Origin of the sequence: Paenibacillus sp. LS1, assembly GCF_026013365.1 — a bacterium.
Lineage (GTDB): Bacteria > Bacillota > Bacilli > Paenibacillales > Paenibacillaceae > Paenibacillus.
Genome location: NZ_JAPDOE010000003.1, coordinates 354548 through 371236, shown reverse-complemented (window position 1 = coordinate 371236; position 16689 = coordinate 354548). Strand labels below are relative to the sequence as shown.

15 protein-coding genes are annotated in these 16689 nt (G+C 45.4%); 11 read left to right on the top strand and 4 right to left on the bottom strand.

Going from position 1 to position 16689, the window contains the following annotated elements; translation table 11 throughout:
- Positions 1–56: 56 nt before the first annotated feature.
- From yycF to OM416_RS16935, 5 genes are all read left to right on the top strand, one after another.
- Positions 57–779 carry a response regulator YycF gene (gene yycF, locus OM416_RS16955; protein WP_017691453.1) on the top strand — a complete coding sequence of 241 codons (723 nt, stop codon included), beginning with the start codon at positions 57–59 and terminating at the stop codon, positions 777–779.
- Positions 779–2629, top strand: a complete 1851-nt coding sequence (gene walK / locus OM416_RS16950; RefSeq protein ID WP_264931369.1) for a cell wall metabolism sensor histidine kinase WalK — start codon at positions 779–781, stop codon at positions 2627–2629. Before yycF ends, walK begins: the two co-directional genes overlap by 1 nt.
- Positions 2613–3893, top strand: a complete 1281-nt coding sequence (locus tag OM416_RS16945) for a YycH family regulatory protein (RefSeq protein WP_264931367.1) — start codon at positions 2613–2615, stop codon at positions 3891–3893. The genes walK and OM416_RS16945 overlap by 17 nt, the downstream gene beginning before the upstream one ends.
- Positions 3894–4291: 398 nt before the next feature.
- Positions 4292–5035 (top strand): two-component system regulatory protein YycI, encoded by a 744-nt coding sequence (gene yycI, locus OM416_RS16940; protein ID WP_017691456.1) that lies wholly within the window; start codon positions 4292–4294, stop codon positions 5033–5035.
- A gap of 6 nt (positions 5036–5041) precedes the next feature.
- Positions 5042–5848, top strand: a complete 807-nt coding sequence (locus tag OM416_RS16935) for an MBL fold metallo-hydrolase (protein WP_264931364.1) — start codon at positions 5042–5044, stop codon at positions 5846–5848.
- On the opposite strand, the gene OM416_RS16930 is transcribed toward OM416_RS16935, so the two are convergent.
- Positions 5817–6029: a hypothetical protein gene (locus OM416_RS16930; protein ID WP_062836546.1), complete on the bottom strand. Its 213-nt coding sequence runs from the start codon at positions 6027–6029 to the stop codon at positions 5817–5819. The genes OM416_RS16935 and OM416_RS16930 overlap by 32 nt on opposite strands.
- A 759-nt stretch (positions 6030–6788) precedes the next feature.
- Here OM416_RS16930 and OM416_RS16925 point away from each other — a divergent pair.
- The 4 genes from OM416_RS16925 (at position 6789) to rlmH (ending at position 10568) form a co-directional block, all read left to right on the top strand.
- Positions 6789–8066, top strand: coding sequence for a S1C family serine protease (locus OM416_RS16925; protein WP_264931360.1), 1278 nt, complete (start codon positions 6789–6791; stop codon positions 8064–8066).
- Between the two features lie 312 nt (positions 8067–8378).
- Entirely contained in the window at positions 8379–8903 is a 525-nt protein-coding gene (locus OM416_RS16920) for a hypothetical protein (RefSeq protein WP_264931358.1), read from the top strand.
- A 338-nt stretch (positions 8904–9241) separates the two neighbouring features.
- On the top strand, positions 9242–9409 hold the full coding sequence (locus OM416_RS16915) for a CxxH/CxxC protein (RefSeq protein ID WP_017691462.1): 168 nt from the start codon (positions 9242–9244) through the stop codon (positions 9407–9409).
- A 679-nt stretch (positions 9410–10088) separates the two neighbouring features.
- Complete coding sequence (rlmH, locus tag OM416_RS16910; RefSeq protein ID WP_017691463.1) at positions 10089–10568, top strand: 23S rRNA (pseudouridine(1915)-N(3))-methyltransferase RlmH; 480 nt, start codon at positions 10089–10091, stop codon at positions 10566–10568.
- Between the two features lie 110 nt (positions 10569–10678).
- Here the strand turns inward: rlmH and OM416_RS16905 are convergent, their stop codons facing one another.
- Positions 10679–10849, bottom strand: a complete 171-nt coding sequence (locus OM416_RS16905; protein ID WP_264931352.1) for a hypothetical protein — start codon at positions 10847–10849, stop codon at positions 10679–10681.
- A 229-nt stretch (positions 10850–11078) separates the two neighbouring features.
- On the opposite strand from OM416_RS16905, the gene OM416_RS16900 reads away from it, so the two are divergent.
- A complete protein-coding gene (locus OM416_RS16900; protein ID WP_264931350.1) occupies positions 11079–11828 on the top strand; it encodes a hypothetical protein in 750 nt (249 codons plus the stop codon).
- 1080 nt (positions 11829–12908) lie between these two features.
- On the opposite strand, the gene OM416_RS16895 is transcribed toward OM416_RS16900, so the two are convergent.
- Positions 12909–13985, bottom strand: a complete 1077-nt coding sequence (locus tag OM416_RS16895) for a papain-like cysteine peptidase (protein WP_264931348.1) — start codon at positions 13983–13985, stop codon at positions 12909–12911.
- A gap of 609 nt (positions 13986–14594) precedes the next feature.
- On the opposite strand from OM416_RS16895, the gene OM416_RS16890 reads away from it, so the two are divergent.
- On the top strand, positions 14595–16055 hold the full coding sequence (locus tag OM416_RS16890; RefSeq protein ID WP_264931518.1) for an aldehyde dehydrogenase family protein: 1461 nt from the start codon (positions 14595–14597) through the stop codon (positions 16053–16055).
- Between the two features lie 133 nt (positions 16056–16188).
- Here OM416_RS16890 and OM416_RS16885 read toward each other — a convergent pair whose 3' ends face one another.
- On the bottom strand, positions 16189–16641 hold the full coding sequence (locus OM416_RS16885) for a HEAT repeat domain-containing protein (protein WP_264931346.1): 453 nt from the start codon (positions 16639–16641) through the stop codon (positions 16189–16191).
- Positions 16642–16689: the final 48 nt, after the last annotated feature.

Sequence of the window (16689 nt, the reverse complement as noted above, 5' to 3'; positions counted from 1 at the left end):
AAGAGAGATATAGACGCTAACGCGGATTAAGCAGGATATAGGGGTGAACTTAGCCGATGCAGGGGAAGATTTTGGTGGTGGACGATGAACAGCCCATCGCGGACATTCTGAAGTTTAATTTGGAAAAAGAGGGGTACGAGGTCATCTGTGCATTCGATGGCATTCGTGCGGTTGAACTGGCACTATCCGAGAAACCGGATCTGATGCTGCTGGATCTGATGCTCCCGGGCAAGGACGGTATGGATGTATGTCGTGAGGTGCGCGCTCATCTGGAGATGCCGATCATCATGCTTACCGCCAAGGATGGCGAGATCGACAAGGTGCTTGGACTGGAATTGGGTGCGGATGATTACGTGACGAAGCCATTCAGTACGCGTGAGCTGCTTGCACGGGTGAAGGCACAGATGCGCAGACGGCAAAAGCTTGCGATTACGGCAGAAGCGCACGAAGACGAAGAGAAGCAGGTCATGCGGCTGTTTGATCTGGCTTTTGATATGGATATGTATACGGCTTACAAAGGCGGAGAACCACTCGATCTGACCCACCGTGAATATGAACTTCTCTATTATATGGCGAAGCATTCCGGCAAGGTTATGACACGGGAACATCTGCTGCAAGCGGTGTGGGGATATGAATATTTCGGCGATGTTCGCACCGTGGATGTTACGATTCGTCGTCTGCGTGAGAAGATTGAGGAGAATCCAAGCAAACCGGAAACGATTCTGACACGCCGCGGGCTCGGTTATCTCGTGCGCAGTGCCAAAAGCGTGGGGATATAATGGGCCGATTCGCGCGATTCTCGTTCTTCCGAACGATTCAGGCGAAATTGATAATTATCTATGTACTGCTGATTCTGATTGCGATGCAATTAATCGGCGTTTATTTTGTGAGCGCGATGAAGAACTCGCTGACGAGCAACTTTACGGAAGACCTGCAGGCACGTGCGGAGATGCTATCGGTTCTCGTGGGGGAGACGATGGCAGGTGGAGAAGCAGAAGCTGGCGAGGACAAAACGGAAAATCTGCGTGTGCTGGTGAACAATCTGTTCAACATTAATGGTGCCGAGATTCAGGTGTTGGATGCTAGCGGCAAGGTACTCACGACCTCGCTAAGTTCACATTCGGACTATGTCGGGCGCAAAAATACCCAGACTGTCGTCAGCCGTGCGCTGCAAGGCATTCGGGACAATGAGGAATATATCGTGGACGAGGATAATGTTCGCAAAAAGGTCGTCGCCAAGCCGGTGCTCTCCGGCGGTAAAATCATTGGCGCGGTCTACATCGCGGCATCCATGAACGAGTTGTATTCCACGATGGAGGGAATCAACAAAATCTTTATCTCCGGCATTCTGATTGCCTTGGTGTTAACAGCGGTGCTTGGCGTGATCCTGTCCCATACGATTACGCAGCCGATTAAGGAAGTGACCCGGAGAGCGACAGCTGTAGCAGAAGGTAACTTTGATCAGCAGACACCTGTATTCGGCACGGATGAGATCGGTCAGCTCAGTCGGGCTTTTAACTATATGACCAGCAGGCTTCGAGATGCACTCTCGCAGAATGAAGAGGAGAAGGAGAAGTTGACCTCCATTCTAACCAATATGAGTGATGGTGTGGTAGCCACGGATGAGTACGGTAAAGTCATTCTGGTGAACCGCCGTGCCAGTAGCATTCTGGGTATGCGTCCTGCAGATATTGAAGGAAGACATTTTGCCATATTGCTCGGTATTGATCCGGAGGATGCGGAAGCTCTCGCCAGTGGTTTTACAGGTTCAACGTTGCTGCAGATTGCACCCGCGGGACAAGAAGAGCCTGTGGTCATTCGGATGACGTTCACACCGGTTCATCGGCGTGAGTTGGGTATCACAGGAACCATTGCCGTACTTCAGGATGTCACCGAGCAGGAAGAGCTTGAAGCATCCCGGCGTGAATTCGTGGCCAATGTATCCCATGAGTTGCGGACACCTCTAACGACGATCAAAAGTTATGCAGAAGCTCTGGATGATGGTGCATTGGAAGATCCACAGCTTGCTGGTCGTTTCGTTGGTGTTATTCAGAACGAGACGGAGCGAATGATTAGGCTGGTTACGGATCTGCTGCATCTATCTCGGCTGGATTCCAAGGAAGCTTTACTGCGCAAGCAGCCAACCGACATTCTGGAAATGCTGGAGGAAGTGACGGATCGATTCTCGTTCCAGATGCATCAGAAGGATATTCAACCTGTGTTGTCTGTAGAGAACGATATTCCGGCTGTTCCACTGGATCGTGACCAGATTGATCAGGTGCTGGATAATGTCGTGTCCAATGCGTTGAAATATACTTCTGAAGGCGGCACCATTACCATTGCGGCTAGACGCAGTGATGAGCATGCACTTGCCATCTCGGTATCGGATACCGGAATGGGTATTCCACAGCGCGATCTGGATCGTATTTTTGAGCGGTTTTATCGGGTGGACAAGGCTCGTTCCCGCAGTATGGGAGGCACAGGGCTGGGACTCTCCATTGCCCGGGAAATTGTGAAGGCGCATGATGGGAGCATCTCACTGGAGTCTGAGGTGGACGTGGGCACGACAGTAACGTTTACACTGCCGATGCGCGAGGAAGGGGGTGAGCACCGTGAAGGAACGGATTAAATCCCTGGTGCTCGCTACCCTTGTTGTAGCCAGTCTGGTACAGAGTTATTTCCTGATCTACCGTTTGCCCGGAGGTGGGGATTCTATTGTGACGTCAGAGACGAACTATGTGAAGACGGAGAATATGGGTCAGGAACGTAATATTGAAGAATTAATCTTCCCCGATCAGATGATTATTCATCTGGGCGAGGATAAACATACGGTGTTTTACCCTGGCAATACGTTCTATCAGTTGATCTATTCACGGTTACAGGGGCGAGCGTTCGATGATTTTCAGCGCCGCAGTGTGCAATCGGTGAACTGGGATCAGATTCGCAAGGAAAACCCTGGGTTTGAGCTATCGTTCAAGGAAGGTATCCCCGTAGCTTTATTACAGCGGGTGATGAGGCTCGGGACGGATTCCTTATTCCAAGGGGAGACGATTAACCGAATCTCGATCTATACAGCCAAAAATGAAACGAAGGCCCATGCGCTGTTCTTCAGCGCCAAGGGAGACGTGGTATACGAAGCAACCCAGGCGGACTTAACGGTGCAGGACGTACAGCAGCATGTCGACTTCGGTACAAACTGGACGCCATATACGTTGATGGATGGCGGGTATTATATCCCGGCGGAAGCTCTGGAGACGATTGAAGCCGATGTGCCGACAGGGCAGTTCACGGTTGAGCAGATGCAACGCAGTCTGTTCTTCGATCCAAGCATGACTCGGAATATTCGGGAAAAAGACGGGTCAGAGATCTACACGGATAGTAAACGTAGCTTGCAAGTTAAACAGGAACAACGCTGGATCAGTTATACCGATCCGGCGGCACCGCCTGCGGGACAGATTGATCCCGCGAAGGATGCGCTATCTGCGGTTGATTTTGTGAATCAGCATGGTGGCTGGAAAGGCAGGTCGCGCATGATGCTGGAGACCGCTGACAGCAAGACACAGCTTGAATTCCAGCAGTATTACGGCAGCTACCCGATTATGGATTCCATGCAATTCCGCTTCGGCACGATCAGTATGGAGATGCAGCAGGAGACGGTGTCCAGTTATGAACGATCGCTGGAATACCTGAACGAAGGCGCAGAGGGGAAGAAATCGGTCAAACTACCTGGCGGAGACAAGCTGAAGGCTCTGATTAAAAAGGTGGCAGGTGAGAATCGCCAGGTTGTGGACGTCTACCCGGCTTATCGTCCTTCTTCGATTGAGGACGGACTGAAGCTGATCCCGGTTTGGGTGATCCGCTTTGGAAACGGGGAGGAAACCACCGTATCTTGATAGGTTGTAGTCATTAAACTGAAGAGTAGCTGTACTTTATCACTACGAGTGCAGAATAACCTTTCAATTGATAGATGTGAACTGCCCAAAAAGTGTTGATAGTTTAACTTTGGCAGAGGGCTAACGAATCTGACACGCCTTAAATGCCGAATTAGCCTTAAATGCAAAATCTAACGAACCTCAGCGACGTTATTCCTGCAGAAAACGAGTGAAAATCGATGGAATGCCTACAAATGCTAGAAATAACTTCTCTCAGATTCGTTAGATTATAAACTTGCGGAAAATGGAGCAAATAAGGCTTGTGGAGTTCGTTAGCGAGCAGGCTAACATGGATAGAGATCAATTTTCTAATAGTTATTGAAAGTATTTCAGCCAGTTAACTGAGGGAGGTGAAAGTTTTGGATTGGGGACGGGCGAAAAATGTGTTGATCTATGCCTTTCTGCTGCTCAATCTGGTGCTGGGATACCAGATCTGGATGGATGCGCGGGAGACGGCCGGAGCCAATCTGGACTTCACCTCACTGGCAGATAATACACAGCAGGCGATGGAAGAGAAGGGCATTCAGGTGCTGGCTCCGATTCCAAATGAAACGCCAAAGCTACCAAAGTTGTCCTATGAATTCATCGAAGAGGACAAGGCTGGCGTGGATATGGAACTGGAACAGCCTGTAGATAGCAAGTTGATCTTCTCGCAGAGTGAGCTGGAGGATGCATTACAGCGTGAGATTCCACAGATCGGGACATACCGGCTGGATCAGCTGATGGCCGAGGATGGGGCTTTTGTGCTTCACCCACTGGTGGATGGCAAATGGCCGCTCTTCAATGTGAGTCTGGAGCTATTCTACAGCGACCAGAAAATAACGGGTTACCGTCAGACTCCGGTGCGGATTACAACCGCAGAGGAGAGCGATCAGCAGGTGCTTCCGGCGTCGAAGGCGCTGGGAACGCTGATCGAGAACTTTTTGCCAAATGATGCAATTGTCAAAGATATTCAGCTGGGCTATTACGGCCAGTTGTTCAATTCAGATATACAGGTAGCGATGCCGGCATGGCGGTTCGTGCTGGAAAGTGGCGAAGTGTTGTACGTGCAGGGCATCAGTGGGGATGTATTCAGTCCCAAGACAGACAAACCAGGGGAGTAATGCGTTATGGGGATATATTTTACCGTGTTATCCAGCGGTTCGACAGGTAATGCCACGGTCATACAGCATGGGGGCACATCTCTCATGATTGACGCGGGTCTGAGTGCGAAGCGATTGGATGCACTGTTTCAGGAAAGGGAGATTTCTGGGGCAGAACTGGACGGGATTCTGGTTACACATGAACATTCTGATCACATTAAAGGACTAGGCGCGATGTCTCGGAAATATAATTTACCAATCTATGCGAATCTGAATACGTGGGCGGCGCTGGAGAAGTCAGTTGGGGCGATTCCAGAGGAAAACCGGAGGGTATTTGAAACAGGTGAAAAGCATGATTTTGGGTCACTGCGCGTGGAATCCTTCGGGATCTCGCATGATGCGGCTGAGCCGGTAGGTTATACGTTCGATGATGGCAGTGAGAAGCTGTCTGTTGCAACGGATCTCGGGTACATGAGCGACAAGGTTCGCGATGCGATATCCGATTCTGACGTGCTGGTGCTGGAGGCGAATCATGATGTCGAATTGCTGCGTATGGGGCGTTATCCGTGGAACACCAAGCGCCGGATTTTGAGCGACATTGGGCATTTGTCGAACGAAGCGGCAGGGGCAGCGCTTAGTGAACTGATGAACGGACGCATCAAGCGCACGTATCTGGCACATCTTAGCCGGGATCATAATATGATGGACTTGGCGAAAATGACCGTGCGCGACGCGATGGAGAGCCGTGGATGTTTTTATCGGGATCATGAGTTCAAGCTCTGTGATACGTATTACGACCGTCCTACACCATGGGATAGGGTGGGTGAGCCATAAAGCTGTCCAGTTCGGCGGCTTTGCGCTCCACTTCCTCGCGGGTTAGGATGCCTTTATCGATAAGCAGTTCGATGATGGTACTAAGTGCAAGGGTATTTCGATAGTGTTCATCCTTAAGATCGGCCAGCTTGGCCGCCATATGAACTTCATCCATAGCTGTGAGTGTACGCGTGCGATCCATGTTATATCCTCCTCTATGAAGCTTCGAATTGTCTTTTACTATTATTGTAGTCAGGCTGGGTGGAAAACATTCCTCTTTTTGCCGCTATAATTTGTGAGACGAGGCGTGTATGCTGAACCTGTGACTATGCATGGGTGAAAAAGTTCTTCAAAATAGCCAAAACGGCGCTTAGCGGACCGGATTTTGTGGTGATAGATAGTATGGACCTTTATTGTTAAACGCGTTATAGCGGAAATTTGCGTTAATTTTCGTAATTATGCAACTTTTTGTGATTTGGCGTGTTTAGTATATGAGGAGCATTGTGATTTTGGCTGTTTTGCGTGTGAAATGGCATGTCATAGAATGCGAGAGCATGATTGATAGAGTCACTGACAGAATGGCGTGTCCGTTCTGTTGTACATAGACGCTGTATCTTGATTTGATGCCGGGATGCGGCGATATGCAAGACCATTTTATAAAAATGCAAAAAAGCATGGGAAAGCGAGAGGTTATTTACGGTACGCACGTAACGGAAGACACAGAACGAGGCTGGAGAAGCGTAGCGTTCGCCGGAAAGCTTTCTGAAGGAAAGCTACTTCGGGAGCATACGCGATGAACAAACTTCACCCTGAAAGTGGGATGAAAATTTGTGAGTAACAGCGATTGTAAGCTCGGCTGTGGCTGGAGTGGGGTAACGTAAGAACAGCATCGTTGATCCATGCGACAACTTAGGCGGCAGTCAGGGTCTTGATGCGTGACAACGAAGGGGAGAGGATCACGATGGGATTGTTTGGAGACGATTTTTATTCAACCAAAGTATCAAGACGCGCCGAACCTGAACAGAAAGGCAAACTTCAGATCATCCGCCCTGGAGGCAGAGCACGTGGACGTGACCGCTGGAGCAATCCGCGCAGATCGCGTACGGGAATCAGTTCCACAGTGAAGGTAGCTGTGATTAGCTCGGTGATCAGCTCCATCGTGACCGTCACGCTGTTTAGCTTCATTACACAGCCTGCATCGTTACCGCTAGCGAATGCTACTGGCAACGGTGGTGGAGGCGGTGCACCGACAGCACAGGCAGCTGATCCATACGACCGGATTATTCAGGCGGCGGCCCATGTTCGTCCTTCGGTGGTGAGCATTGTGAACCATAAAACGGGTAGCAGTCTGTCGATGGAAGATTCCGCGCTGGGCTCAGGGGTCATTTTCAAGAAGGAAGATGGCAAGGCTTATATCATGACCAACCACCACGTCGTGGAGGGCGCGAGTGATCTGGAGATTGTGACCGTAGATGGGGAGACACATAAAGCAAAGCTGGTTGGTAAAGACCGTGTAAGTGACATTGCTGTATTATCCGCAGAAGATAAAGGGCTGGGTGCGGTCGCGGAGATCGGTGATTCCAGCAAACTTCAGCGCGGTCAAACGGTGCTGGCGATCGGGAACCCGCTCGGTCTGGGCGGTACCCTGACATCCGGTATTGTCAGTTACACGGATCGTATTCTACCGGTATCTATTAATCAGGACGGGGTGTACGACTGGGAGCAAAACGTGATCCAGACGGATGCGGCGATTAATGAAGGTAATAGCGGTGGTGCTTTAGTCGATCTGAACGGCAAAGTGGTCGGTATCAACACGATGAAAATCTCGGATACGGGCGTTGAAGGTCTCGGCTTCGCCATTCCGATGAACGAAGTGATGAAAACGGTCGATTCCCTGCTACTGAACGGCAAAGTATCTCGTCCATATCTGGGCGTGTACACGGTGGATCTAAGCAACCCTTATGCACCACTGGATGACGAGCAGCGTAAGGATCTGAAGCTGCCATCTCACGTGGATAGCGGTGTGGTTGTGCTGGAAGCATCCGGTCCGGCATCCGAAGCGGGCATGAAACTGAATGATGTTATTACGGAGTTTGACGGGCAAAAAATTACCTCCACGCTGGATCTGCGGAAGTATCTGTACGATCAGAAGAAGATTGGGGATACAATTGAAGTGACTTTCTACCGGGATGGCAAAGCTGAGAAAGTATCAGTGAAGTTGACGGATAAGCCGGAGTAAGGGAATTCAATGAAACCTATACTGTTGCGTTGATTGAAATAGGGAAAGCTAGAAGAGTGATCAGATCAACTGACCACTCTTTTTTAGTTGTTGGTTCAGTATTATGCTAGGGGCGGACGTGCTCGTTCGACAGTAAATGAGTAGATTAACCATTTTAATGTTCCTATGATCAGTTAGACCCGGAGCCAAAGGAGCAGATACATAACACTCGGGCTGTGGTAAACTGTTGTCAATATGTTGGAGACGGTTGCTGATGCAAATAACATCTGTTTGTCGATCAAATTTTTATCTCACAATGGAAGGGGTATTTTAATGAAACGATTAAGGAAAAAGATGCTTGGGGGAATGAGCTTGGCGCTGTCCCTGTTTATGCTGTCTGCCTGTGGATCTGAGGTAGCTACAACAGGAGCTGCTGTGGATACAAGTGCTCTGCAAGAGAAGATTGCAGGACTTGAGAAGAAACTGGTGGAGCAGGGAGCCAAGAGCAGTGAACAGGAGCAAAAGATCGCAGAGCTTGAGGCTAAGTTGAGTGAGCTGAGTACAAATGTGATTGCGGTAGGTCAGGCAGGTGGTCAAACACCTGTAGCATCAGGAAACAACGGATCGGCCGGGAAAGGCGATGGGGTGCTGATTACATTTGCCCAGTATGAGAAGCTTGAGGTTGGCATGTCGGTAGAAGATGTCATTGAGATTCTTGGCGGCGAAGGTGAAGCGCTGAGTGAAGCGGAGAATATGGTGGTGTACAACTATAAAGGTACAGCCGGCAATGGTGCCAATGCGGTTATTGCTTTTCAAGGCGGCAAGCTGTTGACGAAGGCTCAGTCGGGATTGAATTAAAGAGCGTGGACTAGAGACAATTCATGGAATGGAACAGGGGGAAAAGTAACTCTGTATTCGTAATTCAGGCGCTGGAGCAAGATTGATTCGCTATGTGAATTGGATTGTTACTCTTACAGGAGCATTCTTTTCAGGTACCGTAGAGGTATCTGGAAGGGATGCTTTTTGTGTTCTTTTAAGGCGTATGGAGAGGTTTGGTAGATGTTGGGTACAATAAATTAGGGCTAGGGGTTTCTTTTCGATGGCAGGTGTGATAGAACTGAGAAGTGGCTATCCTGTAATGGGATAAGCGGTTGTGAATCGGGAACATAGCTGGTTACAGAAAGGATGCATAACGGATGTACGTTGTATGCAAAGAACACGTGGACATTGCCATCGACATGTTTGTCGATGAGTATGAGGACGCTCCAGATATCGTTGATCTGAAGGAGACGGAATTTGCCGACTGGGACCCGCCTGCGAAGTGCGCCGAGTGCGAACAGCACGCGGAATTCCTCGTCGTTTAGCGTACTGTAGGACTTAGATGGCCCGAGGCGTGACTATAAGTGGCGCTTTTGGCTGACTTTCCATCCGGTATGAACATCACAGCAAGAAGCCAAGGAGAGCGTGATGAGCGCTCTTTTTGTCTTTGTGCAGGGAATTGGTGAGGTATTGGTAGGCAGCGTGGAGTTGGGCCAGGGTTGTAGGGTCTGACGATGGAGTAGGGGAGAGGAGGAGCAGATTCAGGTAGGTAAGTGCCGAGTTCCGAATTGGAGTGAGCTAGGTTGTAGCAAAGGTGGAAGGTGTAGGTAATAGAAGTGGATGCCACCCGGGCATGGGGAAAGTGAAGTTGTGTGACAGCGATGTGGGTAGGGATGGAGGCGTGGCTTGGTCGAGTAGCTCTAACGAACCTGAGGAACCTTATTAGGGGCAAATACCGTCTGGTTGAAATCTAACGAATCGTAGACACCCTATATTACTGAAATGGCCTCGAAAGAGGTGGGCAACGCTTGTTTTAACTGGGATAGCGTGTTTCAGATTCGTTAGATTTTAAAGTAGCCGCAATGGGGCTGAATAAGGTGTGTGGAGTTCGTTAGAATTTGGAGAAATGTGTAGTGTAGGTGTACTACGGTTGGAACGAACGATGCGCTGAAGCATCTTACCTATAGAATATCTCGCAAGACAATTTAGGAGGAATGGATTGTTATGTTTATTCAGATTATTGGCGTAGGCAAATTGAAGGAAAAATATCTCACGCTGGGCATTCAGGAATATGCCAAGCGGCTCGCCCCGTACATCAAGTTTCAGATGATCGAGGTCGCAGACGAAAAGGCGCCCGATACCCTGAGCGAAGCTGAGGTTCGGGCGGTGAAAGAGCGCGAGGGCGAACGCATCCTCGCGCATGTGAAGAGCGAGGCGCACGTGGTCGCGCTCGCATTGGATGGCCAGCTCTGGAGTTCTGAGGAGCTGGCATTGGAGATCGACAAGCTCGGCACGTATGGGACGAGCCATGTCGTGTTTGTCATCGGAGGAAGCCATGGGCTCTCCGATGAGGTATTGCGCCGTGCGAAGCAGCGCTTGAGCTTCGGGCGTATGACCCTGCCGCATCAGTTAATGCGGCTGGTGCTGGTGGAGCAGATTTATCGCGCAGTGAAGATAAATCGGGGTGAACCATACCACAAGTAGGACGAAAAATGGGGAGGCTAAAAAATACGTTAAACATGCCCAGCCCATGGATTGCCTGAGATACAAAATTTGGTTTAGCAGATATAGGCTCGTTCCTCTCGTCCAATAACTTACTTTTTCTTATCTTTTTTCATCTCAATAACATAAACTATCAGTAACAGTAAGAGGCCTGGCCAGACTGTGAAATAATATACATTAGATGAAGCATAGCCCATAGAGTGCAAAGCTCCAAAGGACATTATGACAAAAGCTAATATTTTTAAAATAGTATACTTAGACATCTAAAACGACCTCCATAATGTTTGATGAAATACTAATATATTATATATTAACAACATAAAATAAAATAAAGTATTGCATAAAAGGAGTTATCTGGAATATAATAAATATACATCGTGAGTATACTAATAATTATAAATAGTTTCAGTGAAACAAAAAATAACAATGTTTTCATGCTTACTATAATGAGTATATTACATCATGGGATAAATATCAGAAGGAGAGTGTGTAATGTTTAAAAAGATAACCTCAATGCTTTTGGTTCTAAGTTTCTTAGTTGTTTTTGGTGGACAAAGTTTTGTGAGTGCAGCAACAACCAATATTGATGGTGCAGTATCAAATATGACAGTGAAAAAGTTGTCTAACAATAGTTACGTACTTAGTTTTAACCTGAAAAGGAAGTTATCCTCTGGAGAATCAATTTTAATTTCCGGTGATTATCCTTTACAGTACAGACAGAATGGTTTTTTTAATTATACTATTGATAGCACTAAATCTATAGGAAATTACACTATTCCTATTAGTAGATCAATTCTTCCTTCAAGAATTTATTTTACGGCTCAATACAAAGCGCCGTTATTAAACTATACAGAGAGTAAGAAAATAGCAGAACATGTGAACGGTTTTCCAGAAATATCAGAACAATTTCATACAGTGACTGCATCAGAGGCAGGAGCAGCGTGGATTTCAATTAATATAATGCCAGGTTTGGTAATTCAATTTACTAAATTAAATAAAACTGTTAAATTTTTTGCATCAGCTGCCTATACTATGTTAATGCAATTGGATGGTTTTACCGATGCTCTTCGTGTAAATACTGTTTGGAAACCAACGGCAGGAGAATATGTTCGTTCTGTTACTACATTCTCAGCGACAGGAACACAAAACTTAAAAGTAGAAGTGTACACAGACAAGCTTTCGTATTCTAAAAATATTCCCCCTATTTATAATTTCTCAGTTACTATTCCATTACCTAAATAGTATTTAAATACCTAATATAGTTAGATTTTTTGGATACAACGTTTTAAACTCTAGTTCGGAATGAGAAACTCATCGAAGGCATTATCAGCAGGCATACCTTTAGGGGACATGTGCTGGATAATGCTTTTTTTTACAGCTCGGTTAGTTAAAAAGTATGTATGTTGCTAGTTTAATATGAAGGTTCTGAAGTTAGTATTGAAACCAAGGGATGCATACTGCTTATTTGGATACTTTTATCGCCAATTCTCCTTTATAGAGACTTTTAATGAATGAAAGATATGACAAATAAATAAAAACAAAAACATGAAATGTAAATAACCGTTTTATGGGACATATGCTCCTTAGAATATATTGGCTGCCAAGTCGTTTTCGCATTTTTTCTCATTCCGCAGCGCCTTCCGGGCCTCTTCATTATTAGCAGAACTCGCTTATAGATAATAATAAAACTCTCTGACCGAAGCAACGCAAGTTTTGAGTCTTAGAGTCAAATACAAGGATTGGAATTTTGCTAGTGTAATAGTATATTTCTTGTTTTTTTAGAGGTTAATAATCAGTTTCTGTGTAAGTTTTAGTCCTTTTCCTTTTCCAGGCAAAGGAAAAGCCCCTTCTGCTATTAATTCAGCAGAAGGGGCTGCGCTTGAAAAATGCTTTTCGGTTTCCTCGTTAAATGCAAGCTCAACACAGCTTACTCGCTTCCATAAGCAATAATCGGTGTTGGATCCTGCACGTAAGGCCCGTGCCTGCAAGGCAGCAACCGCATCTAGCGACGAAATATCAAGAACGCTCTTTTAACCAACTGATTAGTCACACCACAAAACTGTATGGAGTGTTATTTAGCGTTGGAATACGAACGGCGTCAATCAAGTGATAACCGGACACTCGGAGGTCTATTTGATCTCTTTGCTGACAAAGTTCGCGATCTAGATTTTCAGACTGCTCTTCAGCAACACATGAATTTATTCCCAAAAATGTCTCAGGCGAAAACGAAGAAGAATAAAACTGCTGTATTTTTTACAGTAATGTATATCTATGTTACCTAGTTACATCAAGGGTTTGCTAAAGAAGTTAGAAAAGATTTTATTAATCTAAAACTGTTTCAAGTGCAACTATAGAAGATATTTTTACATTACATATTGAGGTTAGGTCATTACGTATTTCTGTATATGCATATGTAGGGATGACAATTATAGTTGTGTCAGGTTCTGGCTTATAATTTGTTAATTTAATAATAGGGACGCCCATGTATTCTTTTTCACATGGATTCTTGTCTATAAAACATTGTATGTTCGCGAAATCTTTTGCTCTGTCATAGAAGACCTTTCCTATATCACCAGCTCCATATATTGCAATGGAAGAAGGTAGTGTTAGATGACAGAAATTAGCGCGATGTAATTTCATAAGTCGTTGCCATCTAGTTTCATTTATACTCATTTGACGGTAAGCATTATCCACATCTCTAATAGCTTGTAATTGTATTACATGAGAAGAATTTCCGCTTTGGGCTATCTTGAGTTCGGATTGTAAATCAAAGATGAGATTATCTTTATATATTGTCTCTGGATAATTATTTTTCAAATGTAACAGAAAACTATCATCTTGAATCGTATCAAAAAGACTTCTAAGCGCTTCGCGGAAATTTCCCTGATATACGTTGATGTTTAATATATAGTTTTTTTCATGGAAATTTTTTGGTGTAGATAGATATTTAGGAATAAGGTAAATCACAGTATTATCAATGTTATTTTTTGTTATAATTTTTTGTATTTTACTATGGTTACAAGAAATGTAATCTAGCTCTTGTTGATGTTTAACAGCTCGTATAAAACAAACTCCATTTTTAGTTTCTTGTAAGAATCGATGGATTCTTCGAATATACTTTTCCTTTATGGTCGGAAAGTCTTCTGCAAATGAGTTATGAATATCATGATTAAAAATCATGCTATATTTGAAATCCTTAAACTCCTTTGGTTTGTCATCAATTGTTTCAATATTTTCAATAGATAGAAAATCTTTAAAATCATTCTCAATAAAATGGAGTACGCTTTCGTATTCAGAAAAACACCAATCAAAAGGTCCAGAAAAACTTCTAAATCCATTTTTGGCTAAAGATGCTGATGTAGCACAAAACCATCCTAATGATACTACTGAGTTGTACAAAATAATTAACTCCTTTTCACATAATATTATATGAATATATATCGGCATATACACAGTGAAGTATAATGAGTCTTAATTGAAATAGGCAAAAATGTATACATAAATTTCGTACTCCTTTCGTGTTGATGTTATTATCTCAACTTTCGCAGAGTCAAAATCGAGTTGACTCCAAGCGGGGGGTAAGATGTGTCCGTTTTAGTAAGGGTCTTGCCCACATAGAAAACACTGCTTCGTTTGGTAAAGTGGGATTGTCGAGTCAACTTTTGTTTATAAATCTCCTGAACAAACAGGGAGAATGAATCGCACACCAGATCAACGCAGTGATCTCAGTACTAGGCGTTATTTTTTATGAAAGGGTCAGCTCCGTTTTCACATAGAAGACGGGAATGATTGGGGCTCTGTACATATTTCAGAGTCTCCTCATCCCTTGGTTGAAATTCGATCTGAGCTAGAAGGGCCGCTTGAAACGGTAATTCTTAAGTCCTGGCAAAGTCACCTGGAGATCGTTATCAGAGAGCATATGGTTTACTTCACCAATTGCTTATGGAGATTCTTCCGGAAGTCAGTGCATTGTTGAAAAATGAACGTTTTTCAGATGCGGAAGTTGTAATCAGTAAAGTTCTCTCTTTATTGTTGAGTTGTTTTATAGAGACGCAGTTAGCAAAAGAGAATCCGACAAACCCAACTGAGATCGTAGGCTATTTCCCTGTCACTACGAAAGAACAAGCGGGTGAAGCGATTGAAGCGGCGGCAGGAGCTTTTAAAACATGGAAGCAGACCTCCATTGATGAACGCATTATAATGATGCGTAAGGCGATCGAGAAGATTAGAGCTGCTGAGAATGAAATTGTGCATTTGCTGTCTAGAGAACATGGCAAGCCCCTGTATGATGCACACGGTGAAATTTATGTTTCGTTAATGTGGATGGAGTTTGCTTGTAATGAAGCCAAATCGGCTCTACAGGAAGAGATCAAAGAGCATGAGAATGGTAAAACGATTCTTACCTATGATCCAATTGGTGTGGTGGCAGCGATTAGTCCATGGAACTATCCCATTGCTCTATCTACGATTAAGATTGCTCCTGCCTTACTTGCGGGCAACACGATTGTGCTTAAACCAAGTCCATATGCGCCACTGGCGGCAGCGAAGGTGGCAGAGATTATTGCGAGTGAGTTCCCGGCTGGGGTAATCAATGTCGTTCATGGTGATGCGGATGTGGGCGTTGAACTGACTACGAATCCTCATGTTACTAAAATCGCCTTTACAGGTGGAACGGAAACAGCTAAGCATATTATCAAAGCAGCTTCGCAAACGATTAAGGATATGACGCTTGAGCTTGGTGGTAATGATGCGGCGATCTTCTTGGAAAGTTTTGATGTTCATGATGAGCGAGCAATGCGCCGGATTGTCATTTCTAATTTCTTGACTGCAGGACAGATCTGTATGATCGCCAAACGTGTGTATGTACACCGTTCTATTTATGATGAGTTTGTGGAAAAATATATAGAGGCGGCAAATCGCTGGATTCGAATTGGTGACCCATTTGATTCAAATACGACGGTAGGTCCTGTTAATAACCTGAAGCAGAAAAATGTTGTGCTTGGTTTGGTGGAAGATGCGAAAAAGCGCGGGGCTAAGGTCATCCCTCTTGGGCAAATTCTGGATCAGAAGCTGTTTGACCAGGGTTACTACTTACAACCTACGCTTGTTTTGGGTTGCGACGTTCATAATCCGATTGTAGTGGAGGAACAGTTTGGCCCTACGGTTCCGATTCTGCCATTTGATGATGAAGAGCAGTTTATTCATCTACACAATGAAAGCATATATGGATTGACGAGTTCTGTGTGGGGCAAAGAAGAGGGTGCCATCTCCGTCGCACGTCAACTCGAAGCTGGAACGACCATGATCAATACCGCTGCTGTGCAGGGTCTCGACGTTCGGTTCCCTTTCGGTGGCTTCAAGCAATCTGGTATTGGCCGTGAATACGGCGCGGAAGGTATCCGCACTTATACAGAAAAACATGTCATCAACGTTCCGAAGACACTGGATCTTCCTTATATACCAGAATAAATCCTATAGCACACAACTTCGCATTGTACAGGAAATGTGCATGTGAAATTAAATGTAGGCCCTGAAGAAATAAAGAAGCCACTCCTTTTTTTTGGAGTGGCTTTGTATTCAACTATTATACGGTGAACGGCGGTTATCTTCTACCTAGTGTCTCCCAAATTCCATGGAGCCAGGAGTCGAAATCAGCATCTTTGTCGCCCTCGTAAGTATCATAGAGATCCAGACGTGTCTTTTGCAGTTTTTCCTTAAATTGCTCAAATGTGTGATCTTCAGGAAGGCTTTTTTTGATCCGTAGCAAAATTTTGTTAGTACCTTTAAACAGCTCGCCTTTGTTTTTGGCAGGCATTTGTACATCTTCATCCAACTGCTTCAGCTTGTGATATGCGGCTTCACGCACCTGGAACACTTGATCATTTTTCAAAACGTGCTGAAGCAACTTAATGGTAGGGGCTGTATCCCAGTTCCCCAATTCATTCACCGCATTTAGTCTGTCTCTCCAGCTTGACGTCCGATTAGCCGCTCGTTTGAGCTCTTCAAAGTTTTCCGGTAGTTCGTTCACTGCTCCAGTATCATGGTTGTTCGTCAAAATTCAATCTCCTTAATCATCGCCATCTCGGCAGAATGATGAATGTTA

Bases quoted from the DNA above. Each gene is read 5' to 3' on its own strand.
- yycF (WP_017691453.1), top strand. From the start codon at position 57: ATGCAGGGGAAGATTTTGGTGGTGGACGATGAACAGCCCATCGCGGAC.
- walK (WP_264931369.1), top strand. From the start codon at position 779: ATGGGCCGATTCGCGCGATTCTCGTTCTTCCGAACGATTCAGGCGAAA.
- OM416_RS16935 (WP_264931364.1), top strand. From the start codon at position 5,042: ATGGGGATATATTTTACCGTGTTATCCAGCGGTTCGACAGGTAATGCC.
- OM416_RS16930 (WP_062836546.1), bottom strand. From the start codon at position 6,029: ATGGATCGCACGCGTACACTCACAGCTATGGATGAAGTTCATATGGCG.
- OM416_RS16925 (WP_264931360.1), top strand. From the start codon at position 6,789: ATGGGATTGTTTGGAGACGATTTTTATTCAACCAAAGTATCAAGACGC.
- OM416_RS16920 (WP_264931358.1), top strand. From the start codon at position 8,379: ATGAAACGATTAAGGAAAAAGATGCTTGGGGGAATGAGCTTGGCGCTG.
- OM416_RS16915 (WP_017691462.1), top strand. From the start codon at position 9,242: ATGTACGTTGTATGCAAAGAACACGTGGACATTGCCATCGACATGTTT.
- rlmH (WP_017691463.1), top strand. From the start codon at position 10,089: ATGTTTATTCAGATTATTGGCGTAGGCAAATTGAAGGAAAAATATCTC.
- OM416_RS16905 (WP_264931352.1), bottom strand. From the start codon at position 10,849: ATGTCTAAGTATACTATTTTAAAAATATTAGCTTTTGTCATAATGTCC.
- OM416_RS16900 (WP_264931350.1), top strand. From the start codon at position 11,079: ATGTTTAAAAAGATAACCTCAATGCTTTTGGTTCTAAGTTTCTTAGTT.